Annotated in this window: 22 protein-coding genes; 15 read left to right on the top strand and 7 right to left on the bottom strand. The window is 72.2% G+C overall.

Translation table 11 applies throughout. The annotated features are described in order from the left end of the window. The first annotated feature begins 4 nt into the window (after positions 1-4). The 3 genes from ACTG9Q_RS16470 to ACTG9Q_RS16460 are packed head-to-tail and all read left to right on the top strand — an operon-like array spanning position 5 to position 3,709. Positions 5-1,951 carry an ATP-binding protein gene (locus tag ACTG9Q_RS16470; RefSeq protein ID WP_455573659.1) on the top strand — a complete coding sequence of 649 codons (1,947 nt, stop codon included), beginning with the start codon at positions 5-7 and terminating at the stop codon, positions 1,949-1,951. Further along, positions 1,948-3,111, top strand: coding sequence for an acyl-CoA dehydrogenase family protein (locus tag ACTG9Q_RS16465; RefSeq protein WP_455573658.1), 1,164 nt, complete (start codon positions 1,948-1,950; stop codon positions 3,109-3,111). Before ACTG9Q_RS16470 ends, ACTG9Q_RS16465 begins: the two co-directional genes overlap by 4 nt. Before the next feature lie 10 nt (positions 3,112-3,121). Then, positions 3,122-3,709: a TetR/AcrR family transcriptional regulator gene (locus ACTG9Q_RS16460; RefSeq protein WP_455573657.1), complete on the top strand. Its 588-nt coding sequence runs from the start codon at positions 3,122-3,124 to the stop codon at positions 3,707-3,709. Positions 3,710-3,717: 8 nt separating this feature from the next. On the opposite strand, the gene ACTG9Q_RS16455 is transcribed toward ACTG9Q_RS16460, so the two are convergent. Then, positions 3,718-4,272, bottom strand: coding sequence for a TIGR03086 family metal-binding protein (locus ACTG9Q_RS16455; protein WP_455573656.1), 555 nt, complete (start codon positions 4,270-4,272; stop codon positions 3,718-3,720). Positions 4,273-4,326: 54 nt separating this feature from the next. On the opposite strand from ACTG9Q_RS16455, the gene ACTG9Q_RS16450 reads away from it, so the two are divergent. Beyond that, on the top strand, positions 4,327-7,128 hold the full coding sequence (locus ACTG9Q_RS16450) for a KAP family P-loop NTPase fold protein (protein WP_455573655.1): 2,802 nt from the start codon (positions 4,327-4,329) through the stop codon (positions 7,126-7,128). A 9-nt stretch (positions 7,129-7,137) separates the two neighbouring features. On the opposite strand, the gene ACTG9Q_RS16445 is transcribed toward ACTG9Q_RS16450, so the two are convergent. Next, complete coding sequence (locus ACTG9Q_RS16445; RefSeq protein WP_455573654.1) at positions 7,138-8,343, bottom strand: TetR/AcrR family transcriptional regulator; 1,206 nt, start codon at positions 8,341-8,343, stop codon at positions 7,138-7,140. Between the two features lie 136 nt (positions 8,344-8,479). Between ACTG9Q_RS16445 and ACTG9Q_RS16440 the strand changes: the two genes are divergently transcribed. The 4 genes from ACTG9Q_RS16440 (at position 8,480) to uraH (ending at position 12,735) form a co-directional block, all read left to right on the top strand. After that, positions 8,480-9,694 carry an acetyl-CoA C-acetyltransferase gene (locus ACTG9Q_RS16440; protein WP_455573653.1) on the top strand — a complete coding sequence of 405 codons (1,215 nt, stop codon included), beginning with the start codon at positions 8,480-8,482 and terminating at the stop codon, positions 9,692-9,694. 12 nt (positions 9,695-9,706) lie between these two features. Next, entirely contained in the window at positions 9,707-11,866 is a 2,160-nt protein-coding gene (locus ACTG9Q_RS16435; protein WP_455573652.1) for a 3-hydroxyacyl-CoA dehydrogenase NAD-binding domain-containing protein, read from the top strand. A 63-nt stretch (positions 11,867-11,929) separates the two neighbouring features. Then, positions 11,930-12,427, top strand: a complete 498-nt coding sequence (gene uraD, locus ACTG9Q_RS16430; protein ID WP_455573651.1) for a 2-oxo-4-hydroxy-4-carboxy-5-ureidoimidazoline decarboxylase — start codon at positions 11,930-11,932, stop codon at positions 12,425-12,427. Next, the gene (uraH, locus tag ACTG9Q_RS16425; protein ID WP_455573650.1) at positions 12,424-12,735 is read left to right on the top strand and encodes a hydroxyisourate hydrolase; all 312 of its coding nucleotides are present in this window, start codon (positions 12,424-12,426) and stop codon (positions 12,733-12,735) included. The genes uraD and uraH overlap by 4 nt, the downstream gene beginning before the upstream one ends. A 14-nt stretch (positions 12,736-12,749) precedes the next feature. On the opposite strand, the gene ACTG9Q_RS16420 is transcribed toward uraH, so the two are convergent. Both ACTG9Q_RS16420 and ACTG9Q_RS16415 read right to left on the bottom strand, forming a co-directional pair. Then, positions 12,750-12,968 carry a DUF397 domain-containing protein gene (locus ACTG9Q_RS16420; RefSeq protein ID WP_455573649.1) on the bottom strand — a complete coding sequence of 73 codons (219 nt, stop codon included), beginning with the start codon at positions 12,966-12,968 and terminating at the stop codon, positions 12,750-12,752. Then, positions 12,965-13,870 (bottom strand): helix-turn-helix domain-containing protein, encoded by a 906-nt coding sequence (locus tag ACTG9Q_RS16415; RefSeq protein WP_455573648.1) that lies wholly within the window; start codon positions 13,868-13,870, stop codon positions 12,965-12,967. The genes ACTG9Q_RS16420 and ACTG9Q_RS16415 overlap by 4 nt, the downstream gene beginning before the upstream one ends. A 48-nt stretch (positions 13,871-13,918) precedes the next feature. Here ACTG9Q_RS16415 and ACTG9Q_RS16410 point away from each other — a divergent pair, with 48 nt between their 5' ends. From ACTG9Q_RS16410 to ACTG9Q_RS16390, 5 genes are all read left to right on the top strand, one after another. Beyond that, on the top strand, positions 13,919-14,233 hold the full coding sequence (locus ACTG9Q_RS16410; RefSeq protein ID WP_455573647.1) for a hypothetical protein: 315 nt from the start codon (positions 13,919-13,921) through the stop codon (positions 14,231-14,233). 138 nt (positions 14,234-14,371) lie between these two features. Next, a complete protein-coding gene (pucL, locus tag ACTG9Q_RS16405) occupies positions 14,372-15,214 on the top strand; it encodes a factor-independent urate hydroxylase (RefSeq protein ID WP_455574037.1) in 843 nt (280 codons plus the stop codon). A gap of 11 nt (positions 15,215-15,225) precedes the next feature. After that, positions 15,226-16,086, top strand: a complete 861-nt coding sequence (locus ACTG9Q_RS16400) for an FAD binding domain-containing protein (RefSeq protein ID WP_455573646.1) — start codon at positions 15,226-15,228, stop codon at positions 16,084-16,086. Beyond that, positions 16,077-16,541 (top strand): (2Fe-2S)-binding protein, encoded by a 465-nt coding sequence (locus tag ACTG9Q_RS16395; protein ID WP_455573645.1) that lies wholly within the window; start codon positions 16,077-16,079, stop codon positions 16,539-16,541. The genes ACTG9Q_RS16400 and ACTG9Q_RS16395 overlap by 10 nt, the downstream gene beginning before the upstream one ends. A gap of 8 nt (positions 16,542-16,549) precedes the next feature. Then, a complete protein-coding gene (locus ACTG9Q_RS16390) occupies positions 16,550-17,908 on the top strand; it encodes an 8-oxoguanine deaminase (protein WP_455573644.1) in 1,359 nt (452 codons plus the stop codon). A 159-nt stretch (positions 17,909-18,067) separates the two neighbouring features. Here ACTG9Q_RS16390 and ACTG9Q_RS16385 read toward each other — a convergent pair whose 3' ends face one another. Both ACTG9Q_RS16385 and ACTG9Q_RS16380 read right to left on the bottom strand, forming a co-directional pair. After that, entirely contained in the window at positions 18,068-18,589 is a 522-nt protein-coding gene (locus ACTG9Q_RS16385) for a hypothetical protein (protein ID WP_455573643.1), read from the bottom strand. Positions 18,590-18,942: 353 nt separating this feature from the next. Beyond that, positions 18,943-19,788 (bottom strand): DMT family transporter, encoded by an 846-nt coding sequence (locus ACTG9Q_RS16380; protein WP_455573642.1) that lies wholly within the window; start codon positions 19,786-19,788, stop codon positions 18,943-18,945. Positions 19,789-20,007: 219 nt separating this feature from the next. On the opposite strand from ACTG9Q_RS16380, the gene pucD reads away from it, so the two are divergent. Together pucD and ACTG9Q_RS16370 are read left to right on the top strand one after the other, a co-directional pair. Then, entirely contained in the window at positions 20,008-22,287 is a 2,280-nt protein-coding gene (pucD, locus tag ACTG9Q_RS16375) for a xanthine dehydrogenase subunit D (RefSeq protein WP_455574036.1), read from the top strand. A gap of 396 nt (positions 22,288-22,683) precedes the next feature. Continuing rightward, positions 22,684-24,696 (top strand): EAL domain-containing protein, encoded by a 2,013-nt coding sequence (locus ACTG9Q_RS16370; RefSeq protein ID WP_455573641.1) that lies wholly within the window; start codon positions 22,684-22,686, stop codon positions 24,694-24,696. A gap of 96 nt (positions 24,697-24,792) precedes the next feature. Here the strand turns inward: ACTG9Q_RS16370 and ACTG9Q_RS16365 are convergent, their stop codons facing one another. After that, positions 24,793-25,056, bottom strand: a complete 264-nt coding sequence (locus ACTG9Q_RS16365) for a hypothetical protein (protein ID WP_455573640.1) — start codon at positions 25,054-25,056, stop codon at positions 24,793-24,795. Between the last annotated feature and the right edge of the window lie 100 nt (positions 25,057-25,156).

Here is a 25,156-nt window from a genome sequence, read left to right as displayed (position 1 = left end):
CGACATGATCACTTCGGTTCTGGTGGCCAACCGCGGCGAGATCGCCCGCCGCGTCTTCCGCACCGCCCGCGACCTCGGTCTCGGCACCGTCGCGGTGTTCTCCGACCCGGACGCCGACGCACCGCACGTGGCCGAGGCCGACGTGGCCGTCCGGCTGCCCGGCGCCACCCCCGCCGAGACCTACCTGCGCGCCGAGCTGCTGGTCCGCGCGGCCGTCGACGCCGGGGCCGACGCGGTGCACCCCGGCTACGGCTTCCTGTCGGAGAACGCCGCGTTCGCCCGCGCCGTCACCGACGCGGGGCTGACCTGGATCGGCCCGCCCGCGCGGGCGATCGAGGCGATGGGCTCCAAGATCGAGGCCAAGCGGATCATGGCCGACGCGGGCGTGCCCGTGCTGGGAGAACTCGACGCGGTGACGGAGGCCGACCTCCCGGTGCTGGTCAAGGCGTCGGCGGGCGGCGGCGGCCGGGGTATGCGGATCGTGCGGTCGCTGGCGGAGCTGCCCGGGGCGATCGAGGCCGCGCGCTCGGAGGCCGGGTCGGCCTTCGGCGACCCGACGGTGTTCTGCGAGCCCTACGTCGAGCGCGGCAGGCACATCGAGGTCCAGGTGCTCGCCGACACCCACGGCACCGTGTGGGCCGTCGGCGAGCGTGAGTGCTCGATCCAGCGCAGGCACCAGAAGGTCGTCGAGGAGGCGCCGTCGCCGCTGGTGGACGCCGCCATGCGCGCCGAGCTGTTCGACGCCGCCCGCAAGGCCGCCCAGGCGATCGGCTACACCGGCGCCGGGACCGTGGAGTTCCTGGCCGACGAGACCGGCCGCTTCTCCTTCCTGGAGATGAACACCCGCCTGCAGGTCGAGCACCCGGTCACCGAGTGCGTCACGGGCCTCGACCTGGTGAGCTGGCAGCTGGCGATCGCCGAGGGCGCGGCCCTGCCCGCCGAGCCGCCGCCCACCCGCGGCCACGCCATCGAGGTCCGCCTCTACGCCGAGGACCCGGCGGCCGACTGGCGACCGCAGAGCGGCACCCTGCACGACTTCGCCGTCCCCGGCGTCACCGCGACCTTCGGCGGCGGCGGGGAATCCGGGCTGCGGCTGGACTCCGGTGTCGAATCGGGGTCCACTGTGGGCGTTCACTACGACCCCATGCTGGCCAAGCTCATCGCCTGGGCGCCCGACCGCACCAGCGCGGCGCGCGCGCTCGCCGGGGCGCTGGCGAGGGCCCGGGTCCACGGCGTGCGGACCAACCGCGACCTGCTGGTCCGCGTGCTCAGGCACCCGGCGTTCCTGGCTGGGGAGACCGACACCGCGTTCTTCGACCGCCACGGCCTTGCCGCGCTGTCGGCGCCGCTGGTCGACAAGGACGGCGCCGAGCTGTGCGCGCTCGCGGCGGCACTGGCCGACGCCGAGGCCAACCGCGCGGAGGCCCGCGTGCTGGGGCGTATCCCGAGCGGCTGGCGCAACGTCGTGTCGCAGCCGCACGTCAAGCACTACGTCTCGCCCGCCGGGGAGCACGAGGTGCGCTACCGGATCAGCCGCGGCGTGCTCGACGGCCAGGCGGTCCTGGTGTCGGCCGCCCCGGATCACGTGGTGCTGGAGGTCTCCGGTGTCTGGCGGCGTTTCGCTGTCGCCCGGCACGCCGGTACCACCTATGTGGACACCGACACCGGCTCGGTGGCGCTCGAGGTGGTCGGCCGGTTCACCGACCCCGCCGACCAGGTCGCCGCGGGGTCGCTGCTGGCGCCCATGCCCGGCACCGTCGTGCGGGTCGCGGTCGCCTTGGGGGACGAGGTCACCGCCGGGCAGCCGCTGCTGTGGCTGGAGGCGATGAAGATGGAGCACCGGATCGACGCGCCCGCCGACGGCGTGGTGACCGAGCTGGGCGTACGGGCGGGTGACCAGGTCGATGTCGGCAGGGTGCTGGCCGTGGTGGGCGAGGAGGAGGGCACGTGAGCACGGGATTCACCGAGTCCGATGAGCGGCGGGCGCTGCGCGAGGCCGTCGCCGGGTTGGGCCGCAAGTATGGCCATGAGTACACACTGGACAAGGCGCGCTCCGGCGGTCACACCACGGAGTTGTGGGACGAGGCGGGCAGGCTGGGCTACCTCGGCGTCAACGTCCCCGAGGAGTACGGCGGCGGGGGCGGCGGCATCGGCGACCTCGCCGCGGTGTGCGAGGAACTGGGCGCGGCGGGCGCGGGCCTGCTGCAGATGGTCGTCTCACCCGCCATCTGCGCCACCATCATCGCCCGCTACGGCACCGACGCGCAGAAGCGGGCGTACCTGCCCCGCTTCGCCGACGGCAGCCTGCGCATGGCCTTCGCCATCACCGAGCCGGACGCGGGCTCCAACTCCCACCGCATCACCACCACCGCCCGCCGCACCGACGACGGCTGGGCGCTCACCGGCGGCAAGGTCTACATCTCCTGCGTGGACGAGTCGGAGTCGGTGCTGGTCGTCGGGCGGACCGAGGACGCCAAGACCGGCACGCTCAAGCCCGCGCTGTTCGTGGTGCCCACCGACGCGCCCGGGTTCACCTTCCGGCACATCCCGATGGACATCATCTCCCCGGACCGCCAGTTCACCCTGTTCTTCGACGAGGTGGCCCTCCCCGCCGACGCGCTGATCGGCTCGGAGGACGCCGCCCTCATGCAGCTGTTCGCGGGCCTGAACCCCGAGCGGATCATGGCCGCGTCCTTCGCCGTCGGCATGGGCCGCTTCGCCCTGGCCAAGGCCGTCGACTACGCCAAGACGCGCACCGTCTGGAAGGAGCCCATCGGCGCCCACCAGGCCGTCGCGCACCCGCTCGCCCAGGCCAAGATCGAGCTGGAACTGGCCAAGCTCATGACCCAGAAGGCCGCCGCGCTCTACGACGCGGGCGAGGACATGGCCGCGGGCGAGGCCGCCAACATGGCCAAGTACGCCGCGGGCGAGGCCGTGGTGCGCGCGGTGGACGCCGCCGTGCAGACCCACGGCGGCAACGGCCTGGCCAGCGAGTACGGTCTCGGTGCGCTCGTCGCGGCGTCCCGGCTGACCAGGATCGCCCCGGTGAGCCGGGAGATGGTGCTCAACTTCGTGGCGCAGTTCTCGCTCGGGCTGCCCAAGTCGTACTGAGGGGACGAACGTGGGCGAGCCGCGCCAGGACCGCAGCCGGGCCACCCGGCGTCGGCTGCTGGACGCGGCCATCGACTGCCTGGCCGACGTCGGCTGGTCCGGCAGCACCGTCTCGGTCGTCGCCGAGCGCGCGGGCGTCTCCCGGGGCGCGGCGCAGCACCACTTCCCGACCAGGGAGGACCTGTTCACCGCCGCCATCGAGCACGTCACCGCCGAACGGCTGCAACAACTGCGCGCCGACCTGCCGAGCCTGCCCCCGGGCCGGGACCGCACAGCCCACGTGGTGCTGACCATCGGTGAGATGTACGCGGGCAAGCTGTTCCGGGCCGCGCTGCAACTCTGGGTCGCCGCGGCCTCCGACGAGCCCCTGCGGGCGAAGGTCGTCCCCCTGGAGACCCAGATGGGCCGGGAAGCCCACCGCCTGACCGTCGAGGCCCTGGGCGCCGACGAGTCCCGCCCCGGCGTCCGCGAGGCCGTCCAGGCCACCCTCGACCTCGCCCGCGGCCTCGGCCTGGCCAACGTCCTCACCGACGACGCCAAACGCCGCACCCGCGTCCTGACCGAGTGGGCCACGACCCTGCACGCGGTCCTGTTCTAGGTCGTGTTTCAGGGGTTGCGGCCGGTCGCGGCGATGAGGCGGTCCTGGGGGCCCGCGTCGGCGGGGACGGGGGCCGGCGAGGCGAGGATGGTGCCGTACCAGACGGGGAAGTAGTGGCTCATCTCGTCGGTGATGGTGGTGACCAGGTCGGGGTTGAGGGTTTCGTCCAGGCCCGCGCCGCGAGCCAGGTCCCAGGCGTGGATGGTGAGGTCGAAGACCATCTGCCAGGCGTACTCGTCGGCGTTGATGGCGCCGCCGGAGGTGTGCACCTGGCCCGCCATGGCGCCGCGCTGGTGGAAGGCGTCCTGGGAGGCGACGGCGGCGGCGGCCCACGCGGCGACCGGGTCGGGGCCGAGGACGTCGCCGTCGAAGCGCTCGCCGATCTCGGCGAGGGTGATGCCGCGCAGCAGGTGCGGCGCCCAGAGGTGTTCGGCGGTGACGTGGTTGACCAGGTCGCGGACCGTCCACTCGGCACACGGGGTGGGGGCGTCCCAGTCCGCGACCTCGCGCACCCGCCGGTCGAACTCGCTCAGGCCCGCGTCGAAGGCGACGATCAGCTGCATGGGTCCACTGAAACACCGACCAGGGATCGCGGCCACTCGGCGGTAGAATCCGCTGTGGAGAAAAGGGACCAGGTGCGCCTGCCCGACCGGGCCGCCTCACGCGCGGTGCTCATGGGCCCCTTCGCCGGGCGCATCGCCGCCGCCATCACCCATCCGGTGTACGGCGGCTTCGACCCCGATCATTGCCTGGTACTGCGTGACGCGGTCACGATGGAAGGCTTTCGCGAGTACACGCGAGCGGCGACCGACACGCTGCTGGTGTTCATCGGCGGCAGCGCCCTTCCTTCCGACCTGGCACCGGTCCTGGCGGAGTCTCCTGCCGCCCACAAACTGGTGATCACGCCGTCCACCGTGGTGAGGAACCTCTACCCGAGCGGCATGCCTGGTAGCGCCAGTCTGCTGATAGCGGCGTCCGCCGACGTGCTGTCCTCGCTGAACGATGGCGTGCCCGACGAGGACGAATTGCTGGGCTTTGATGCCCTTCGCCACCACCTGATGCTGACAACCAGCTCGCCGCCGGTCTCGCATGAGTTCAGCGTGATGGACGAGGACATCGCCATCGCGCGGAACCCCGCGTACAAGGGCCATGCGGTGCCCGGTATCGACTCGCTGCCCCCCGACGCCGTTGTGCTGTTGGGGCGGGCGTCCCTGCTCGCCGACGGCGAGCCCCTGACTGAAGAACTCGCGGACGCCTGGAACGCCCGCGACGCTAGGGCAACCTTGGTGACAAACTTCTGGCTCACCGAAGACGGCCACCTCAGCAACCCCCGCGCCCGCCAGATGGCCACCGTGCTGTTCGCCGAGGACCCCGAGCCGGACCAGGCCAGGACCGCTCTGCGCAGGCACCGGGTGGTTGCGGCCGGAGCCGTTCCGCAACCCCAGCTGACCAGGGACTACTGGACCACCGACGACCACCTCGACTACCGCCCCTACGCTGAGGCGGTGGCCGCGTTCATCCGGCACTCCGGCTCGAAGCCGCCGCTCACCATCGGCATCAAGGGCCGCTGGGGCGCGGGCAAGACATCCCTCATGCGGATGATCCTCGCCGCCCTCGACGCGCCCGACGAGCACGGCAAGCCGCGAGCAGTCCAGCTGACCAGCCGCTCCCGGAACGCGCTTGCCAAGCGGAGGTGGTGGCGGAGGAGGAAGAGGCCCGACACCCCGGTCACCAACGGGGAGGTGTCGCGCTCGGCGGCAGGCACTCAGCAACCGCAGGCCCTCGGTGTCGAACCTCCTGCGGAAGACTGGCGCCCCACCGTCTGGTTCAACCCGTGGGCGTACCAGAACAGCGAGCAGGTCTGGGCTGGTCTCGCGCACGCGGTGATCAGCCAGGTGACCGACCGCCTGCGCCCCGGTGACCGGGAGCGGTTCTGGCTCAAGCTGAACCTCGCCCGCGTCGACCGCCTCGCCGTGCGGCGGCGGGTGTACCGGCTTCTGCTGGAGCGCCTCGCGCCATTCGTGCTGGCGTTCGTGCTGGCCGCCGGGACTGCGGCAGTGCTGTGGCTGACCGGGTTCGCCAAGGACGCCGGGCGCTGGGTGCTGGCGGGCGGCACCGGCGCGGTCCTGCTGGGCGCGGCCGTCCGCTACGGCGTGTTTCGAGGCCAGAACGCGGCGGCCGGGTTCGGGCAGCTGCTGTCCGGACCGACGGCGGGCGTCATCGCGGGTGAGGCCAAGGGCCTGTTCGACGTGGCCGCCGATCCCGGCTACCTGGGCAAGGCGGGCTTCCTGCACGCCGTCCACACCGACATGGCCCGGGTGCTCGACTTGGTGGCCACGGAGGACCGTCCGCTGGTCGTGTTCGTCGACGACCTCGACCGCTGCTCGCCGGGCGTCGTCGCGCAGGTGATCGAGGCGGTGAACCTGTTCCTGGCCGGGGACTTCAACAACTGCGTGTTCGTCATGGCGATGGAGCCCGACATCGTCGCCGCCCACGTCGAGACCGCCTACGCCGACCTCGCCGCCAGGGTCGGCGGGGATGGCGGCGAGCTGGGCTGGCGGTTCCTGGAGAAGATCGTCCAGCTCCCGATGGGCCTGCCCGCCATCGACCCCGACACCCACGTCCCCCGCTACCTGCGCGCCCTGCTCGGCGTCCCCGGGGCCCCGGTCGCCGTGACGGCGCTTGCCCGACCGGCGGGGGAGCCGGTGGCCGTGTACCCCGTTCCGCGCGTACCCACCGGGCCGGTGCCTGCTCCTGCCTGGCTGCACACCGCCCGGCAGGCATTGCGTCCGCGATTCGTGCCTCCCGTCGAGTTCCACGACTGGATACTGCGCCGCCTCCGCTCGGCCTCGACCCTGGAGAACCTGGACGAGGCAGCAGCAGCACTGCGCGCTCAACTGGCTGCCGGAGCGCTCCTCGACTTCGACCTGGACGGCCCGATCCACGTCCACCTGCCCCCCGACCAGGTCGACACCATCGTCAACCAGGCCGCAGACCGCCTCTACACCGAGCTGTACACCCGCTCCTACACCGACGACCTCGCCTACAACGCCATCGGCGCCGCCCTGCCCGCCCTCGGCGCGGCCAGTCCGCGCGAGATCAAGCGCTACGTCAACCTGTTCCGCTTCTACTCCTTCATCGTCGCGGGCCGCAGGGCCGAGATCGGCGCCGACCAGATCGCCAAGCTCTCGGGCCTGGCCATCCGGTGGCCGGACCTGCTCACCACCCTCACCCGCGAGGACCTGCTCGCCCACCTCGAACGGGCCGCGTTCGACTCCGACACCCGGGCCGGGGACGATGCCTGGGCCACCGCCGTCGAAGACGCCGGCCTGCGCGCCGCGCAGCCCCGCTTGGCCGCCCTGCGCGAGTTCCTCGGGCAGGGACCGCCCATCGCCGAGGTCGCCCGGCTCATCCTCTGAGGGGGCCGGCTACCGGGCTCCTTCTTCGCTGTCGCAGTCCAGCAGGCTGATCGCGAGCGCCGTCAACTCCTCCGCCAGCCCCGGCCGGTCGTTGACACCCCGCGTGCGCGGCAGGTCGTTGACGACCGTCAGTGCCGCCTGCACCACGACCCGGGCCTCCGCCTCCGACAGTGAGGGGGTCAGCTCGCCCACCAGCCGGACCCACTCGGCCACGTAGGCGCGCTGCAACCGGCGCATCTCCTTGGCGTCGCGCTCCGGCAGGTTGCCGATCTCGTTGGCGTACACCGCGATCAGGTCGTCGGAGCGCAGTACTGTGTCCACATAGGAGCGGGCGAGGCGGTGCAGGGCGTCGCGGGGGGAGTCGGCGGCGGCCAGGGAGTCGGTGAGGCCGAGGGTGAGGCGGTCGGCCATGCGGCGGCTGGCGGCGAGCAGGATGTCGGACTTGCCGGTGAAGTGGCGGTAGATGCTCGGTCCGGCGATGCCCGCCGCCGCGCCGATGTCCTCCATGCTCACGGCGTGGAAGCCGTGGTCGCGGAACAGGCGGGTGGCGGCGCTCAGCAGTTCCTCGCGGCGGCTGGCGGGCGGCGTCGGGTGGGGGCGGGGGGCCTCCGCAGAGGCGGTCGCGGGCACGACGGGGCTGCGCACGACCGACTCGGCGAGGTCGGCCAGCAGGACCGCGAACCGCTCCCGGGGAGGCGCGGCGTGGTGATCCCCGACACTGCCGAAGACGCTCAGCGCGGCGAAGCACAGCAGCAGGGCGTCGCGGTCGTCCAGTTCCGGGCGCAGCCCGCGCAGGCCCTGCTGCCAGCCCGCCAGGAGCACGCCGGTGCGGCGGATGATCTCCTTCTGGTCCGCCTGGTGCAGGTGGCGGCCCTGCCAGCGCCACAGCGCGGTCAGGTCGCGGTGGTCGATGGCGGCCTCGGCGCCGGTCAGCAGCAGCGGGCGCAGGCCCGAGTCGCCGAAGCGGGCCACCACCTCGCCCAGCCGCGCGGCCAGGGCGTCCACGCCGGTCAGCAGGACGTGGCCGAGGACCGCCTGCTTGTTCTGGAAGTGCCGGTACACCCCGGGACCGGTGATGCCCGCCGCCGCGGCGATGTCGTTGACGCCGACGGAGTGGTAGCCGCGGCGCCGGAAGAGGTCGGCGGCGGCGGTGGCCAGCTGCGCCTTGCGGTCGCGCGGTCGGCGACCCCGCGCGCGGGCCGTCTCCGCGGTCACCGATACCTCCAGGTCTGAGTCAGAGTGTGAGAACCGAGTTACACGGTAAGGCGGAGCCTGCCCGTTGACAACCAGCGGATCTGCGACAGAATGTTAATCGTCATTAGCGATGCCTCTCAGAGAGGACCGGTCGGGCGTGAGCACCGAAGCCTTCATCTACGAGGCGATCCGCACGCCGCGCGGGCGCGGCAAGAAGAACGGGTCGCTGCACGGCGTCAAGCCGATCAGCCTGGTCACCGGGCTCATCGGCGAACTGAGGTCCCGCCACCCCGAGTTGGACCCGGCCACCATCGACGACGTCGTCCTCGGCGTGGTCTCCCCGATCGGCGACCAGGGCGCGGTCATCTCCCGCACGGCGGCCGTCGCCGCGGGCCTGCCGGACACCGTCGCGGGCGTCCAGCTCAACCGGTTCTGCGCCTCGGGCCTCGAGGCGGTCAACACCGCGGCCGAGAAGGTCCGCGCGGGCTGGAACCAGCTGATCATCGCCGGCGGCGTCGAGTCGATGTCGCGGGTCCCGATGGGCTCCGACGGCGGCGCCTGGTTCCTCGACCCGGAGACCAACTACGACTCCTACTTCGTCCCCCAGGGCGTCAGCGCCGACCTGATCGCCACGATCGAGGGCTTCTCCCGCGACGACGTGGACTCCTACGCCGTCGAGTCGCAGAACCGCGCCGCCGCGGCCTGGGAGGGCGGCTACTTCACCAAGTCCGTCGTCCCGGTCAAGGACCGCAACGGCGTGACCCTGCTCGACCACGACGAGCACATGCGCCCCGGCTCCACCACCGAGAGCCTGGCCAAGCTGCAGCCCGCCTTCGCGGGCATCGGCGAGATGGGCGGCTTCGACGCCGTCGCGCTGCAGAAGTACCACTGGGTCGAGAAGATCGACCACGTCCACAGCGCCGCCAACTCCTCGGGCATCGTCGACGGCGCGGCCCTCGTGCTCATCGGCACCGAGGCCGCGGGCAGGGCGGCGAACCTGGCCCCGCGCGGGTGGGTCGTCTCCGCCGCGGTGACCGGCGCCGAGCCGACCATCATGCTCACCGGCCCCACGCCCGCCGCGCGGAAGGCCCTGGCGCTGGCCGGGCTCACCCCGGCCGACATCGACCTGTGGGAGCTCAACGAGGCCTTCGCCGCGGTCGTGCTGAAGTTCATGAAGGACCTGGACATCCCGCACGAGAAGATCAACGTCAACGGTGGGGCCATCGCCATGGGCCACCCGCTGGGCGCGACCGGCGCGATGATCCTGGGCACCGTGCTCGACGAGCTGGAGCGCCGCGGGGAGCGCCGCGCGCTGGTCACCCTGTGCATCGGCGGCGGCATGGGCGTCGCGACCATCATCGAGCGAGTCTGAGGGCCGAAAGAGATGAACATGTTCCGCTGGGAAGCCGACGCCGACGGCATCGTGACGCTCACGATGGACGACCCCGGCCAGTCCGCCAACACCATGAACGACGTCTTCCGCGCCTCGTTCACCGAGACCGTGGCCCGCCTGGTCGCCGAGAAGGACAGCATCACCGGCGTGGTGCTGACCTCGGCCAAGAAGACCTTCTTCGCAGGCGGCGACCTCCGCATCCTCAGCAAGGCCAGCCCGGCTGACGCGCCGGAGATCACCGCCAGGGTCAACGGCATGAAGGCCGACATGCGCGCGCTGGAGACCCTGGGCCGCCCGGTCGTGGCCGCGCTCAACGGCGCCGCGCTCGGCGGCGGCTGCGAGATCGCGCTGGCCTGCCACCGCCGCGTCGCCCTCGACGCCAAGGGCAGCGAGATCGGCCAGCCCGAGGTCAGCCTCGGCCTGATGCCCGGCGGCGGCGGCATCACCCGCACCGTGCGGATGATGGGCCTGCAGTCCGCGCTGCTCAACGTGCTCCTGCAGGGCCAGCGGCACAAGCCGGCCAAGGCGCTGGAGATCGGCCTGGTCGACGAGGTGGTGAGCACCCCGGAGGAGCTGATCGCCAACGCCAAGGCGTGGATCAAGGCCAACCCCGACGCCGCCCAGCCGTGGGACCAGCCGGGCTTCAAGATCCCCGGTGGCACCCCGTCGAACCCGAAGTTCGCCGCCAACCTGCCCGCGTTCCCGGCCAACCTGCGCAAGCAGCTCAAGGGCGCCCCGATGCCCGCGCCGCGCAACATCCTGGCCGCCGCCGTGGAGGGCTCCCAGGTCGACCTGGAGACCGCCGAGCGCATCGAGACGGAGTACTTCGTCAACCTGGTGATCGGCCAGGTCGCCAAGAACATGACGAAGGCGTTCTTCTTCGACCTGCAGGCCATCACCAAGGGCGCGAGCAGGCCGGAGGGAGTCCCGCGCTACCAGGCCAAGCGGGTCGCCGTGCTGGGCGCGGGCATGATGGGCGCGGGCATCGCCTACGTCAGCGCGCGCAACGGCATCGAGGTCGTGCTCAAGGACGTCACGCTGGAGTCGGCCGAGAAGGGCAAGGCGTACTCGGCGAAGATCCTGGACAAGGCCGTCTCCCGGGGCAAGATCACCCAGGAGAAGCGCGACGAGGTGCTGGCCCGCATCCACCCGACCGGCAAGGCCGAGGACGTCGCGGGCGTGGACCTGGTCGTCGAGGCGGTCTTCGAGAGCCCCGAGCTGAAGAAGAAGGTGTTCGCCGAGATCGAGGGCCTGGTCGCCCCCGACGCGCTGCTGGGCTCCAACACCTCCACGCTGCCGATCACCGGCCTCGCCGAGGGCGTGCAGCGGCAGGCGGACTTCATCGGCCTGCACTTCTTCTCCCCGGTGGACAAGATGCCGCTGCTGGAGATCGTCGTCGCCGAGCAGACCAGCGACATCGCGCTGGCCAAGGCGTTCGACTACGCCCAGCAGATCAAGAAGACCCCGATCGTGGTCAACGACAGCCGCGGGTTCTTCACCAGCCGGGTCATCGGCACCTTCATCAACGAGGCCGTGGCCATGGTCGCCGAGGGCGTCGCGCCCGCGTCGATCGAGCAGGCGGGCGCGCAGGCGGGCTACCCGGCCCCGCCGCTGCAACTGCTCGACGAGCTGACGCTGACCCTGCCGCGCAGGATCCGCCAGGAGACCCGCGCGGCGGTGGAGGCCGCGGGCGCCGAGTGGCCCGAGCACCCGGCCGAGGCGGTCATCGACCGGATGGTCGACGACCACGACCGCAAGGGCCGCTCCTCCGGGGCGGGCTTCTACGAGTACGACGACGAGGGCAAGCGCACCGGCCTGTGGCCGGGCCTGTCCGAGGCGTTCGCCACCGGCGACGGTGACGTCCCGTTCCAGGACATGATCGAGCGGATGCTGTTCGCCGAGGCGCTGGAGACCGTCAAGTGCTTTGACGAGAACGTGCTGCGGTCGGTGGCCGACGCCAACATCGGCTCCATCTTCGGCATCGGCTTCCCGGCCTGGACCGGCGGCGTGATCCAGTACATGGAGGGCTACGAGGGCGGCCTGCCCGGCTTCGTGGCGCGGGCCCGCGAGCTGGCCGCCCGCTACGGCGACCGGTTCACCCCGCCCGCGTCCCTGGTGGAGCGCGCGGAGCAGGGCAAGCACTTCGAGTAGGGCGTGGGGAACGGCCCGTCACCTGGTGGCGGGCCGTTTCCTGTCGCAGTGTTGACTGTGGCGATGTTCTTGGCACGGTTCAACGCCGCTGGGGCGGTGGAGGCGTCGGCAGCGTTACTGGCCTGCTGCGCGTCGACGAAGTGGGCGCGCGCGGTCGCCGCGAAACGGCCCTATGCCGATCTGGACGCCCTCAGGGCCGCGTCGGCCGCGGTGATCGAGGACCTGTCCTGGCCGGACGTCGTCGAGGCGCTGGGAGCGCACCCGAGGATCGGCGACCGCGCCGACGGCGACGCCCGGGAGGCGGGCTGGTCACGCCAGGAGCAGGCGGCCGCCGTACCCGCGTCAGACGAGGTGCGGGAGCGGCTGCGCGCGGGCAACGCCGAGTACGAGCGCCGCTTCGGCCACGTGTTCCTCATCTGCGCGACCGGCCTCACCGCCGACGAGGTGCTGACCGCCCTGCGCGCGCGGATGAAGAACGACGTCGACGTCGAGCGGGACGCCGTCCGGGACGAACTCCGCAAGGTCGCCGACCTGCGCCTGGTGAAGGCGGCCCAGGGATGAGCCTGTCAACCCACGTCCTGGACACCGCCCTCGGAGTCCCGGCGGCAGGCATCCCGGTTCGCCACGACATCCGCGACGGCGACACCTGGGTGCCCGCCGACACCGGCACGACCAACTCCGACGGCCGCATCACCGGCTGGACCGCGACGCCGGGCGTACACCGCCTGACCTTCGACACCACGGCATACCTGGGCCCCGACGCCTTCTACCCGGAAGCCACCGTGGTCTTCCGCGTCACCGACACCAGCCACCACCACGTTCCCCTGCTCCTCAGCCCTTTCGGCTACACGACGTACCGGGGAAGCTGACCGTTCATGCCGGCTCAGGCGGTGCGCGCCTGTCCGGTGGAATCGAACCCGCCGATGCTCGCGGTGAATGCCGCCCAGGTGTGTGTCGGTAAGGCGATCGCGCCTGCGGCGGGGTGTTTGCTGTCCCGGACGGAGACGCTGTTGGCGGTTGGGGCGACTTCGACACAGTTGCCGGTGGCAGTGCTGTGGCTGCTCTTGCGCCAGCCGGTGCGGGGAGGGGAGTCGGGGGTCATTGCAGGTCCTTGATCACTTTGCGGATGAGGTCGAGTGACTCTCGTGGCGTCAGCGCCTGACCCTGCACAGAGCTGAAGGCGTGCACGTAACTGCGGATCACGCCAGCGCGCTCGTGCACGTTCCATGACGTCACACCGTCAACATAGACGGCTTCGGGGTCGGTTTCATCGGGCCATTGGATGATCACGAACGAATCGCCCAGGGCAGCATGGGCGTCAGCCGTGAACGGCACGACCTGCACGGTGATGTCGTGCTCGCGGACCATGCGGGTGATGTGGAGCAGTTGCTCGCGAAGGACAGCGGGTCCGCCGATTTGCTGACGGACTGCGGCCTCGCTGAGGATCGCGGTCAGCCGCAACCCCTTGTCGAGCCGCTGCTGGCGGTTCATCCGCAGCTCCAGGTACCGGTCGATGTCGGCGACCCGGATGTGCGGGGCTCCGGCTGTGATCAGCCGCTCGGCGTAGTCGCGTGTCTGGAGCAGGCCGGGAACGACGTTGCCCTCATAGGTGCGAATCCACGAGGCGTCGGTCTCCAGTTCGATGAGCATCTGGACCGCCTCGGACAGGATGTCGCCGTAGTCCTGCCACCAGCCGGGCATGTCGGCCTTGTCGTGCAGCGCCTTGAGCTGGACGGCCACTTCCTCGGGGATGGCCAGCTCCTCGACGATCCGGGCCAGCACCTCGGGGGACATCTTGACCTTGCCGGACTCGATCTTCGACCAAGTGGCCTGGTGGATGCCCACCTTGGCTGCCAAGTCGGTGCCGGACAGGGCGTTCTGCTTGCGGTAGTGGCCCAGCTTGCTGCCGAGACGACGACTGCGCACGGTCGGTCGCATCGAGTGTCCTCCGTTCTGTTGCCGCCCATCTTTGACGTCAGCACGCCCGAAGACCTCGGCGATCACCCGATCAGGTCTCTATCGTCTGAGCACCATGACAGGCATTATGCCTACATGACAACTCACATGCTCGCTGACCTGCCCGCACTGGGCACGGAGCCGGAATTCGCCGCGATCGTCGAGCGCATGGTCGTGGGTGACGCGCCCGCCTTGTTCGCGGTGGTGCAGGAGTACGGGGAGCGCGTCGACGCGCGGATCGCCGCGTGGGGGATGGCGTTCCCCGACCATGCCGAGGTCATCGGGGTGGGGCGGACCGGGTGGATGAGCCTTCAAGCTCCTGAGGGCGCTGTGCGGATGTTCGAGACCGGTGAGCACATCCGGGTCCGGCTGGTGTGGCTTGGGCCTCGGCGGGATGACCTGGCTGGCTGAGGCTGGTCGGGCTACCCTCCGTGCCCTGGGCACGGTTTGGGGTGTTGTGGTCATGAGTGTGTGTGATTGCCCTTCGACAGGGTGGCTCGTCTAGGGGAGGATGCGTGTTTTCGGCGGGAGGACGTGGTGGGGGAGCTGATGGAACTCGGGGACAACCAGTACGGCAAGGCTGAGGTGCGCTTGGTGCGGGTTGAGCGTGGTGACGCCGGGCATGGGCTGACCGACCTCACGGTGACCACCACGCTCGCGGGGGACCTGGCGGCGACCCACTTGACCGGCGACAACACCGATGTCCTGCCCACGGACTCGCAGAAGAACGCCGTCTACGCCTTCGCCCGCGAGGGGGTCGGCGAGATCGAGGACTTCGCGCTGCGCCTCGCCAGGCACTTCCTGGGGGCCACCTCGGCGATCACCCGTGCGCGGGTCGCCATTGAGCAGCACAGCTGGGACCGGCGCGCCGACCACTCGTTCGTTCGCGGGGCGGGGACGCGCACCGCGACCGCGTCGGTGTCCGAGGCGGGCTCCTGGGTGGTCTCGGGGGTCTCGGACCTGGTCGTGCTGAACACGACCGGTTCGGAGTTCCACGGCTTCCCGCGCGATGAGTACACCACCCTCGCCGAGACCGACGACCGCATCCTGGCGACGGCGGTGACCGCGCGCTGGCGGCACTCGACGCCGACGGACTGGGGCGCCTCGCACGGCGCGGCGCGGGAGGCGCTGCTGGAGGCGTTCGCCTCCACGCACAGCCTTTCCCTGCAGCAGACGCTCTACGCGATGGGGGAGCGGGTGCTGGAGTCGGGGGAGTCGATCGCCGAGGTGCGGCTGTCCCTGCCCAACCGCCACCACTTCCTGGTCGACCTCTCGCCGTTCGGGCTGGACAACCCGAACGAGGTCTACCACGCCGCTGACCGGCCCTACGGGCTCATCGAGGGCACAGTGCGCAGGCCGGGCGCGCCCGAGCCGGGCCTGGCCTGGTGGTAAAGGGGTCCACTGTGGAATTTCTTCGACCGGTGACGCTCGCCGAGGCGCTGGCGGTGAAAGCCGAGCATCCCGAGGCGGTCCCGATCGCGGGCGGCACCGACGTGATGGTGGAGCTGAACTTCGACAAGCGGCGCCCGGCCGCCCTGCTCGACCTCTCCGGCGTCCCCGAGCTGTCCACTTGGGACGCCAACGGGGCGACCAGGATCGGCGCGACCGTGCCGTACTCGCGGATCATCGACGAGCTGGGGACGCGGGCGCCGGGGCTGGCCGCGGCCGCGCGGAGCGTCGGCTCGCCGCAGATCCGCAACCGCGGGTCGGTCGGCGGCAACCTCGGCTCGGCGTCGCCCGCCGGTGACGCGCACCCGCCGCTGCTGGCCGACGGGTCAACCGTCGAGATCGCCTCGGTGCGCGGCACGCGGACGGTGCCCGCGCGGGAGTACTTCACCGGACCCAAGAAGTCCGTGCTGGCGCCGGACGAACTCGTCGTCGCGGTCTCGGTGCCCGAACCCGCGGGCCCCCAGCAGTTCGCCAAGGTCGGCACCCGCAACGCCATGGTGATCGCGGTCTGCTCCTTCGCCGTCGCGCTGGACGCCGCCACGCACACCGTGGGCACCGGCATCGGCTCCGCGGGCCCGACGCCGCTGCGCGCGACCGACGCCGAGCGGTTCGCCGCCGACCTGGACTGGGACGCCGAGCTGCCCGAGGCCGCCGCCCGCCGCTTCGGCGAGCTGGTCGCCGAGGCCGCGCGGCCCATCGACGACGTGCGCGGCAGCGCCGCCTACCGGCGGCACGCGCTCGGGGTGTTGGCACGCCGGACCCTGACCTGGGCCTGGGCGGATTACCGGAGCGGGAGGTGGCCGCGATGCGCGTGAGGGTCGAGGTCAACGGCGAGCAGCGGGTGGCCGAGGACGTGTGGGAGGGCGAGAGCCTGCTCTACGTCCTGCGCGAGCGCCTGGGGCTGCCCGGCAGCAAGAACGCCTGCGAGCAGGGCGAATGCGGCTCCTGCACGGTCTACCTGGACGAGGTCGCGGTCTGCGCCTGCCTGGTCGCCGCCGGTCAGGCGGAAGGCCGCCGCGTGCGCACCATCGAGGGCTTGGCCGAGGACGGCCTCGACGGCGTGCAGCAGGCGTTCCTGGAGACCGGCGCGGTGCAGTGCGGGTTCTGCACCCCCGGCCTGATCGTCGCCGCCCACGACCTGCTGCGCCGGGTGCCCGAGCCCGCCGACGCCGACATCCGGGAGGCGCTGGCGGGCAACCTGTGCCGCTGCACCGGCTACGAGAAGATCATGGACGCGGTCCGGCTGGCCGCGTCCCGGGCGAAGGGCTGAGCCGGGCCATGCGGGTGATCATCGAGGGGGCGGCGGTGGCCACGGTGGACGCCGTGGGCACCGAGCACGCCGAGGGACACGTGGTGGTGGAGGACGGCCGGGTCGCGCTCGTCGGCCCGGGGCCCGCCCCGGACCTGCCCGCCGACCGGCGCGTCGACGCGCGCGGGTGCCTGCTCACCCCGGGCCTGGTCAACACCCACCACCACCTCTACCAGTGGGCGACCCGCGGGCTGGCCCAGGACGCCGACCTGTTCACCTGGCTGGTCACGCTCTACCCCGTCTGGTCCGGCCTGGACGAGGACATCACCCGCGCCGCCGCCCGCGCGGGCCTGGCCCGCCTGGCCCGCACCGGGTGCACCACCGCCGCCGACCACCACTACATCTACCCGCGCCACGGCGGCGACCTGCTGGGCGCGGTCGTCGACGCCGCGGGCGAGATCGGCCTGCGACTGCACGCCGTGCGCGGCTCCATGGACCGCGGCCTGTCCCACGGCGGCCTGCCCCCGGACTCCCTCGTGGAGACCACCGACGACGCCCTGGCGGGCACCCAGGCCGCGATCGACCGCTTCCACGACCCCGCCCCCGACGCGCTGGTCCGCGTCGCCGTCGGCCCGTGCTCGCCGTTCTCGGTCAGCGCCGAGCTGATGACCGGCGCCGCGGACCTGGCCAGGTCCGCGGGCGTGCGCCTGCACACCCACCTCGCCGAGACCCTGGACGAGGAAAAGCAGTGCGTGGCCGAGTACCGCTGCACCCCGGTGGAGTACGCCGAGCGCCTGGGCTGGACCGGCAGGGACGTCTGGCTCGCGCACGCCATCCACCTCTCCGACGCCGCCGTGGCCACCCTCGGCGCCACGCGCACCGGGGTGGCGCACTGCCCCACCTCCAACGCCCGCCTCGGCGCGGGCATCGCCAGGGTGGCCGACCTGCTCGCCGCGGGCGTCCCGGTCGGCCTCGGCGCCGACGGCGCGGCGTCCAACGAGGACGGCGGGCTCGGCGTGGAACTGCGCCAGGCCACCTACCTGGCCCGGCTCCGCGACGGCAACGCCTTCGGCGCGCGCCAGGCGCTGCGCCTGGCCACCATGGGCGGCGCGGAATGCCTGGGCCGCGAGGCCGAGATCGGCTCCATCGAGCCGGGCAAGCTCGCCGACCTGGCGCTGTGGGACCTCACCGGCATCGAGCACGCGGGCATCGCCGACCCGGTCGCCGCCCTGGTCTTCGGCGCCCTGCCGCCACTGGCCGCGCTGCTGGTCGGCGGCCACCCGGTCGTCGAGGACGACCGCCTCTGCCGCTCCGCCGAGGACGACATCGCCGCGTCCCTGGCCACCGCGAGCACGTCACTGGCCCGCAAGGCCGGCCTGGCGAGGTAGCCCAAGCATCCGTCCGCTGCGACCAGCGTGTCGTCGCGCCGACGGCCATGCGGATGCCGACCGCTTCAATGCGGCGGCGTCGAATCGGACGACCTGGATTGATCCTCGTTTGAGGACCGACCGCAGGCTCGGCGGGTATCGCCCCCGACCCTGCGTCGCCTATCCGACCGCATCCCATCCCGGCCAGCTGCGGCGCAGGGTCGGTGGTCGGTCGTCGTGACGGGGCCACAGGGCCATGCGGTACTGGTCCATGCCGACGGCGCCTCCGGCGGCCGCGGTATATCCGCGGGCGGACAGGCGGGCCCGGAAGTTGCCGGAGGGCAGCAGGTGCTCGCACGGGGTCGGGGCAAAGCCGCCGGAGGGCTCGAACACCAGGCGGCCCTGGTGAATATCGAAGTCCAGATCGACAACGTGGTCCCAGTCGGTGTCGTCGGTGGGGGGTTCGACGGGCCAGAACTCGACGCGCATAGGTGCGTCGAAGCTCTTGGCGAAGGGCACCACGAGGTCGATCGTCCCGTCGGCCAGACCGACCCAACGGCTAGACTGACGAGCATCCTCGAGGGCGCGCAAGACCGCGTCGTTGTCAGGGTCGGCGGCCCAGGGGGCGACGGAGTAGATGTAGAGCTGGCCGTGATCGATCTCGACCTGGAGGTCGATGGTCACATCCGGTCGCGTGGTCATCCGCACCAACCTTGGTCCTCGGCGATGTCAACGCCTTGCCGGGTGCTGGCGAGGGGGAACTTGCCCGCCGTGCTTGCGGGGGGAGCTGGCAGGCAGACCTTACGGCGATTGACGGCTTCCGCTGCCCCGGTCCTTGGTCAGGACATCAGAGTGGCCCGCCTGCCAGGCGGTGGAGATGTTGCGGGCGATAGGCATCTTGGCGGCGTCGATGACGACGAACTTCAGGTTGTCGCACTGCTGATCGGCAGGCCCTCGTGCCGGCGCACTTGTGTACCTCAGCGGCGGCCACACCACCCGCTTCCGCTGTGAAACGGCAGAGGTGCCTCGCAATGTGCCGAACTTCGGCAGGGGGACTACGGCAGGCGCGAGTAGGTCGTCTCCGCGTCGCGGGCCCGGGCCAGTTGGGTCACGCCGTACGCGGCGAGGATTGCGCAGGCGGTGGCCAGGACGGCGTCCAGGCGGGTGGTCGCCAGGCTCTCGCCGAGGAACACCACGCCGATGGCCGTCGCCGTCGCCGGGTTGACCAGGTTGGTGACCGCCAGCGGGGCGGCGAGGCCGTCGCGGTAGGAGCGCTGGGTGAACACCGTCGCGGCGATCGCCAGCGTGGCGATGGCCACGATCGAGACGAGCGTGGCGGGGCGCAGGAGCACGCCCGGTCCGTCGGCCTCCAGGTGCACCACCACGGTCTGGCACAGCGCCGAGCAGACGGCGAACGCCATGCCGCCCGCGACGGCCTCCCAGAGCGTGGAGGCGCCGGGCTGCTGGCCCTTGAACCCCAGCACGCCGATCACCACGGTGCCCGCCACCAGCAGGCCGGTGAGCTCGCCGCTGGTGAGGGTGTCGGGGTCGCCGCCGGTGGTGATGATCAGGCTCAGCCCGGCGAGGCCGACCACCGTGGCGGCCATGCCGACCGCCTCGAGCCGGGTCACCCGCCGCCGCGCGGTCGCCGCGGCCACCGGCACGGCGATGACCAGCGTGAGCACGCCCAGCGGCTGGATCAGCGAGAGCGGGCCGAAGCCGAGGGAGACGACGTGCATCGCGGCGCCGAGGCCGTTGAGGGCCAGGGCGAGCCACCACACCGGGACGCGGGTCAGCTCCTTGATGCTCAGGTGGGCGCGGTCGGCCTGGATGAGCGCGGCGGTGGCGTAGACGATGGCGACCGCGACGCAGAGCGCGATGGCGATGATCAGGTCACTCATGCCTCGGTGCGCCCCAGTCTGCTTCGGTCGGTCCATCCGACGGGTGTCCCACGGTCCGCGCTCGGACGTGCCGACGACCTTCGGCCACCATGGCCCGCGGTCACTTGTCGAGAGTAGCTTTCCGCACGTGCGCGTTGGTGCGTTTCTTGGTTCCAGTGGCCTACTTGACAGTGGCGGGACCCTCGTCAGGTGAGCCAGGGCACAGCGGAGGACGGGCGGATGAGCGGCACGGAGACCCTCGTGGACGTCGACGGCGGGGTGGGCACGAGCCCGCAGCGGCCCGACGGCGTGCTCAAGGTGCGGGGTGAGTTCGCCTACTCCTCCGACCTGTGGGCCGACGGGATGCTCTGGGGCGCCACCGTCCGCAGCCCCCACCCGCACGCCCGCGTCACCGGGGTGGACGTCGCCGAGGCGCTGCGGCTGCCGGGGGTGTCCGCCGTCCTGACCCACGAGGACGTGCCGGGCCGCAACCGCTACGGCCTTGAGCACGCTGACCAGCCCGTTCTCGCCGAGGACGTGGTGCGCTACCAGGGCGAGGCGGTGGCCGTCGTCGCCGCCGACCACCCGGAGACCGCCCGCCGGGCCGCCGCGCTGGTCGCGGTCGCCTACGACGTCCTCGACCCCGTCACCGACCCGGAGGCCGCGTTCACCGGGCACGTGCTGCACCCCGAGCACGGCTCCAACGTGCTGCGCCACGTCCCCATCCGCCGCGGCGCCGACGAGCCGCACGCGCCGGTCGTGGTGACCGGCGAGTACACCGTCGGGATGCAGGACCAGGCTTTCCTCGGACCGGAGTCCGGTCTGGCCGTGCCCGCCGACGACGGCGGCATCGACCTCTACGTCGCCACCCAGTGGCTGCACGTCGACCGCGGGCAGGTCGCCGTCTCGCTCGGGCTGCCCGAGGAGCTGGTGCGCGTCACCCTGGCCGGGGTCGGCGGGGCGTTCGGCGCGCGCGAGGACCTGTCGATGCAGGTGCACGCCAGCATGCTGGCGCTGCGCACCGGCAGGCCGGTCAAGATGGTCTACGGCCGCGAGGAGTCCTTCTTCGGCCACGTCCACCGCCACCCCGCCCGGATGCGCTACGAGCACGGCGCCACCGAGGACGGAAGGCTGCTCTACGTCCGCGCCCGCATCCTGCTCGACGGCGGCGCCTACGCCTCCAGCACCACCGCCGTCGTCGCCAACGCCGCCACCCTGGGCGCCGGCCCGTACGAGGTGCCCAGCGTCCACATCGACGCCTACGGCATGTACACCAACAACCCGCCGTGCGGCGCGATGCGCGGGTTCGGCGCCGTGCAGGCGTGCTTCGCCTACGAGAGCCAGATGGACAAGCTCGCGGCGGCGATCGGGGTCGACCCGGTCGAGATCCGGGTGCGCAACGCCGTCAGCGAGGGCTCGACCATGCCCACCGGGCAGGTCATCGACTCGCCCGCGCCGGTCGCCGAGCTGCTGACCCGGGTGCGGGACAAGCCCCTGCCGCCGCCCGCGACCCAGGACCCCAGGGAGCGGCCGGGCGGGGTCGCCAACACCACCCGGGGCGAGGGCGTCGTGCGGGGGGTCGGCTACGGCGTCGGGATCAAGAACGTGGCCTTCTCCGAGGGCTTCGACGACTACTCCACCGCCAGGGTGCGCCTGGAGCTGGTCAACGGCGAGCCGGTCGCGATGGTGCACACCGCCGCCGCCGAGGTGGGGCAGGGCCTGGTGACCGTGCAGGCGCAGATCGCCCGCACGGAGCTGGGCGTGCGCCAGGTGACGGTCGTGCCCGCCGACACCGCGGTGGGCAGCGCCGGGTCGAGCTCGGCGTCGCGGCAGAGCTACGTCACCGGCGGCGCGGTCAAGGCCGCGTGCGAGGCCGTCCGCGAGGAGGTCCTGGCGCGGGCGGAGGGCGGCGCGCGGCTGCACGCGGGCAAGGTGACCACAGTGGACGGGGAGCCGGTCGCCGACCTCGCCGACCTGCTCGCCGAGGGCGCCGTGGAGCACACCGTCGAGTGGCGGCACCGGGCGACCAAGCCGATCGACCCGATCACCGGCCAAGGCGACGCGCACGTGCAGTACGCCTTCGCCGCGCACCGCGCCGTCGTGGACGTCGACACGGAGCTGGGCCTGGTGCGGGTGGTCGAACTGGCCTGCGCCCAGGACGTCGGCAAGGCGCTCAACCCGCAGGCCGTCGTCGGCCAGATCCAGGGCGGCACCGCCCAGGGGCTCGGGCTGGCCGTGATGGAGGAGATCCAGGTCGTCGACGGCGTGGTGCGCAACCCGTCGTTCACCGACTACCTGATCCCCACGATCCTGGACATGCCCCCGATGACCGTCGACGTGCTCGAGCTGGCCGACCCGGCCGCGCCCTACGGGCTGCGCGGCGTCGGGGAGCCGCCGACCATCTCGGCCACCCCCGCCGTCATCTCCGCCATCCGCGCCGCGACGGGCGCCGCCCTCACGCACGCGCCGGTCCGCCCCGACCACATCGTCACCATGGACGCGGGCGCGGACAGTGAGTGAAGATCACTGGAACCGAGGATGACCCGAATGGCCCATGGGTCTCGTCGGTAAGCTGCGGGAACAGCCTAGCCAATGAGGTGTGTGGTGAGTCAGACCGCGAGCTGGGTGCTCCGAGGGCGTGACCGTCGACCTGTCCAGCGCGCGGGGCCCGGTTCGGGGGACGGGCCGCGGGGGCGACCGAATCGTCCGGAGAGCGCCGATTGGTCCAGTCTCCACGCCGGTGTGGCCCGCGAGCCGAACGGCTGAGTGGTCAATTTAGTTGCAGATGCACTGATGGGGTGGCGTGCCGTGCCCATTCGGGTGCACAGTGATACCCCCGTAAGCGCCAGGTCAGTCAGCAGCCGACGAGGACACCGATGCAGCGCCAGCCGGATGGTCGCCGTGGATCGAGCTGAGGTGCCCGCCAGATGGGCAGCCGCGATCACCGCGGTCGTGTACGTGCCGTTGTCCCGCTCCGAGGCCGAGTGGGAACTGGCGGCACTGCTCGACCTGCTGGACAGCGACGCCCACGCGGCGGGGGTCAGGCTGGTCGAGCTGGGCTTCCGGCTGCCGGAGTGCCTGCGCGAGAGCATGCGGCTGCTGGCTGAGCTGTCCGATGTGGACGCTTCCGTGCTCGCCGCGTTCGCCGCGGGGTTCACCAAGGCGTCGCGGGAGGGGCTCTTCGCCGAACAGGAAGACCTGTACGCGGCGCTGCGCCAGGCCAAGGGCAACGTCGAGCGCAGCCTCAGGGCCAGCGAGGCGCGCTTCACCGAGGTCTTCGACACCTCGGCGCTCGGCATGTTGATCACCGACCTCGGCGGCGGCGTGGTGCGGGCCAACGAGGCGATCGAGGCCATGCTCGGCTACGCGAGCGGCACCCTCCTCGGCGGGCACTTCGACACGCTCGCCGACCCGGAGGACGCCGAATACCTGCGCTCCCGCTGCGCCGAGCTGGCCGGGGGCGAGGGCACGGGCATCTGCGAGCGGGCCTGCTTCCGCCGCGCCGACGGCGACACGGTCTGGACCCGCGTCGCGGTCTCGGTCCTGCGCGACGCCGACGGCCTGCCCGCCCACTTCGTCACCATGGTCGAGGACATCTCCGACCTGCACCTGCTCGAACACCGCATCACCTACCAGGGCACCCACGACTCGCTCACCGGCCTGCCCAACCGCTCGGCGTTCTCCGGGCGGCTGGAGGAGGCCCTCGGCGCGGGAGACGAGGTGGCCGTGCTGCACCTGTCCCTCGACGACTTCGCCATGGTCAACGACGGGATCGGCCGCCACGCGGGCGAGCGCCTGCTGACCGCGGTCGCGGGCAGGCTCGCCGATGTCGTCGCCGATCAGGACGCCGTGATCGCCCGGGTGGCCGACCACGAGTTCGCCATCCTGCTGCACGCCGCCGACGCCGGTCCCGTCGTGGCCGCCATGGTCAACGACGCCCTGGAGGAACCCACCTATGTGGACGGAGCGGGCATCGCCCTGTCGGCCACGGTGGCCCTCGTCGCCCGCCCGAGGGCGGACACCGACCCCGGCGACCTCCTGCGGGCCACCGACATCACCATCCGCGAGCTGCGCTCCCGCGGCCGCAGGCAGTGGGGCATGGTCGACGTCACCGAGGTGGCCAACCGGGTGGACCGCTGGGCGCTGACCGCCGCCATCCCCGGCGCGTGGGAGAACGGCGAACTCGACATCGACTTCGACGCCGTGGTGTCCCTGGACAGCGCCGCCCTGGTCGCGGCCAGGGCCACCCTCCGCTGGGACAACCCGGCCCGCGGGCGCATCTCCGGCGACCTCTGCGCGGCCCTGCTGGCCGACACCGGCATGGGCGTCTGCGTGGGCCGCTGGCAGCTCTCCCGCGCCGCGGAGCGGGTGGGCGCGCTGCGGGACAGGCTGGGCGTGGCCCCGAGGCTGTACGTGGAGCTGACCGCGGACCTGGCCTCCGACCCCGACCTGGTCGCCGCGGTCCGCAAGGTCTCGACCGAGGCCGCCCTGCCCCTGACCCACTTCGACATCGGCCTGCCGGTCGTCGCCGCCGCGTTCCCGGACGGCCCCGGCGCCGACAACGCGGCGGTGCTGGCCGACCTGGGCGCCCGCGTGGTCCTGACCGAGATGGGCCGCGGCGTGGGCGACCTGGCCTGCATCGCCGAGCTGCCGGTGCACTCGGTCCGGGTGAACGAGCAGGTGGCCAACCGGATCGCCGCCGACATCCAGGCGGGCGAGAGCACCCTCATCACGAAGGCGGTCCGCGCCTCCATACCCCTGATCCGCAAGGAGGGCGTGTCGGTGATCATCCCGGCCATCAGCACCGCGCGGGTGGCCCAGTGGTGGACGGAGGCAGGCGCCGACCTGGCCCAAGGGCCCCTGTACGGGACCCCGGGCCCGGTGGAGGACCTGGTCCCGGCCGCCGCGCACCCCCAGCCGCAGACCTGACCTCGGGACCGTTCCAGCGGACCGGACCAGCGGACCGGATTAGTGGCCTGGACCACTGGCCTGGGCCGGCCCTGACGACGCGCGGGGCCGCGTCGGTCAGGCCGCGGCGGTCCGCGTGTCGAGGGCGGCGGAGCCCGCCGCGGTCAGGGCCGCGGGCACGAACTGGCCGAAACGGCCCGCGCCGGTGGCCACCAGGCCGTCGTGGATCAGCTCGTGGGCGCTGAACTGGTCACAGCACGGGACCCCGTCGATGTAGAGGTCCGGCTCGCGGCCGCACCGCAGCTGGGCCCGGCCCGCGGCGATGGCTCGGAGCATCGCGCGGGCGCGGTGGCTCAATTCGTGCGGATCGGCGGTGTCCATGGTTCCCCCAGTGGTGGAGACTCGGCGATGTCCTCGGTCGGACGTGTCAACCCTTCACCTGGTTGCATCGCATTGAGACCCTCCACACGTTACCGGGTGT

This window comes from Actinokineospora lacus (assembly GCF_053813445.1).
Note: the sequence above shows the minus strand (reverse complement) of the source record. Positions and strands in the feature narration are given on the sequence as shown.

What these genes read in the sequence shown, in the direction of transcription:
- ACTG9Q_RS16390 (WP_455573644.1), top strand. Translation starts at nt 16,550, where the DNA reads ATGCGGGTGATCATCGAGGGGGCGGCGGTGGCCACGGTGGACGCCGTG.
- ACTG9Q_RS16395 (WP_455573645.1), top strand. Translation starts at nt 16,077, where the DNA reads ATGCGCGTGAGGGTCGAGGTCAACGGCGAGCAGCGGGTGGCCGAGGAC.
- ACTG9Q_RS16455 (WP_455573656.1), bottom strand. Translation starts at nt 4,272, where the DNA reads ATGCAGCTGATCGTCGCCTTCGACGCGGGCCTGAGCGAGTTCGACCGG.
- ACTG9Q_RS16470 (WP_455573659.1), top strand. Translation starts at nt 5, where the DNA reads ATGATCACTTCGGTTCTGGTGGCCAACCGCGGCGAGATCGCCCGCCGC.
- ACTG9Q_RS16410 (WP_455573647.1), top strand. Translation starts at nt 13,919, where the DNA reads ATGACAACTCACATGCTCGCTGACCTGCCCGCACTGGGCACGGAGCCG.
- ACTG9Q_RS16385 (WP_455573643.1), bottom strand. Translation starts at nt 18,589, where the DNA reads ATGACCACGCGACCGGATGTGACCATCGACCTCCAGGTCGAGATCGAT.
- uraH (WP_455573650.1), top strand. Translation starts at nt 12,424, where the DNA reads ATGAGCCTGTCAACCCACGTCCTGGACACCGCCCTCGGAGTCCCGGCG.
- uraD (WP_455573651.1), top strand. Translation starts at nt 11,930, where the DNA reads ATGTTCTTGGCACGGTTCAACGCCGCTGGGGCGGTGGAGGCGTCGGCA.
- ACTG9Q_RS16365 (WP_455573640.1), bottom strand. Translation starts at nt 25,056, where the DNA reads ATGGACACCGCCGATCCGCACGAATTGAGCCACCGCGCCCGCGCGATG.
- pucL (WP_455574037.1), top strand. Translation starts at nt 14,372, where the DNA reads ATGGAACTCGGGGACAACCAGTACGGCAAGGCTGAGGTGCGCTTGGTG.
- pucD (WP_455574036.1), top strand. Translation starts at nt 20,008, where the DNA reads ATGAGCGGCACGGAGACCCTCGTGGACGTCGACGGCGGGGTGGGCACG.
- ACTG9Q_RS16380 (WP_455573642.1), bottom strand. Translation starts at nt 19,788, where the DNA reads ATGAGTGACCTGATCATCGCCATCGCGCTCTGCGTCGCGGTCGCCATC.
- ACTG9Q_RS16435 (WP_455573652.1), top strand. Translation starts at nt 9,707, where the DNA reads ATGAACATGTTCCGCTGGGAAGCCGACGCCGACGGCATCGTGACGCTC.
- ACTG9Q_RS16420 (WP_455573649.1), bottom strand. Translation starts at nt 12,968, where the DNA reads ATGACCCCCGACTCCCCTCCCCGCACCGGCTGGCGCAAGAGCAGCCAC.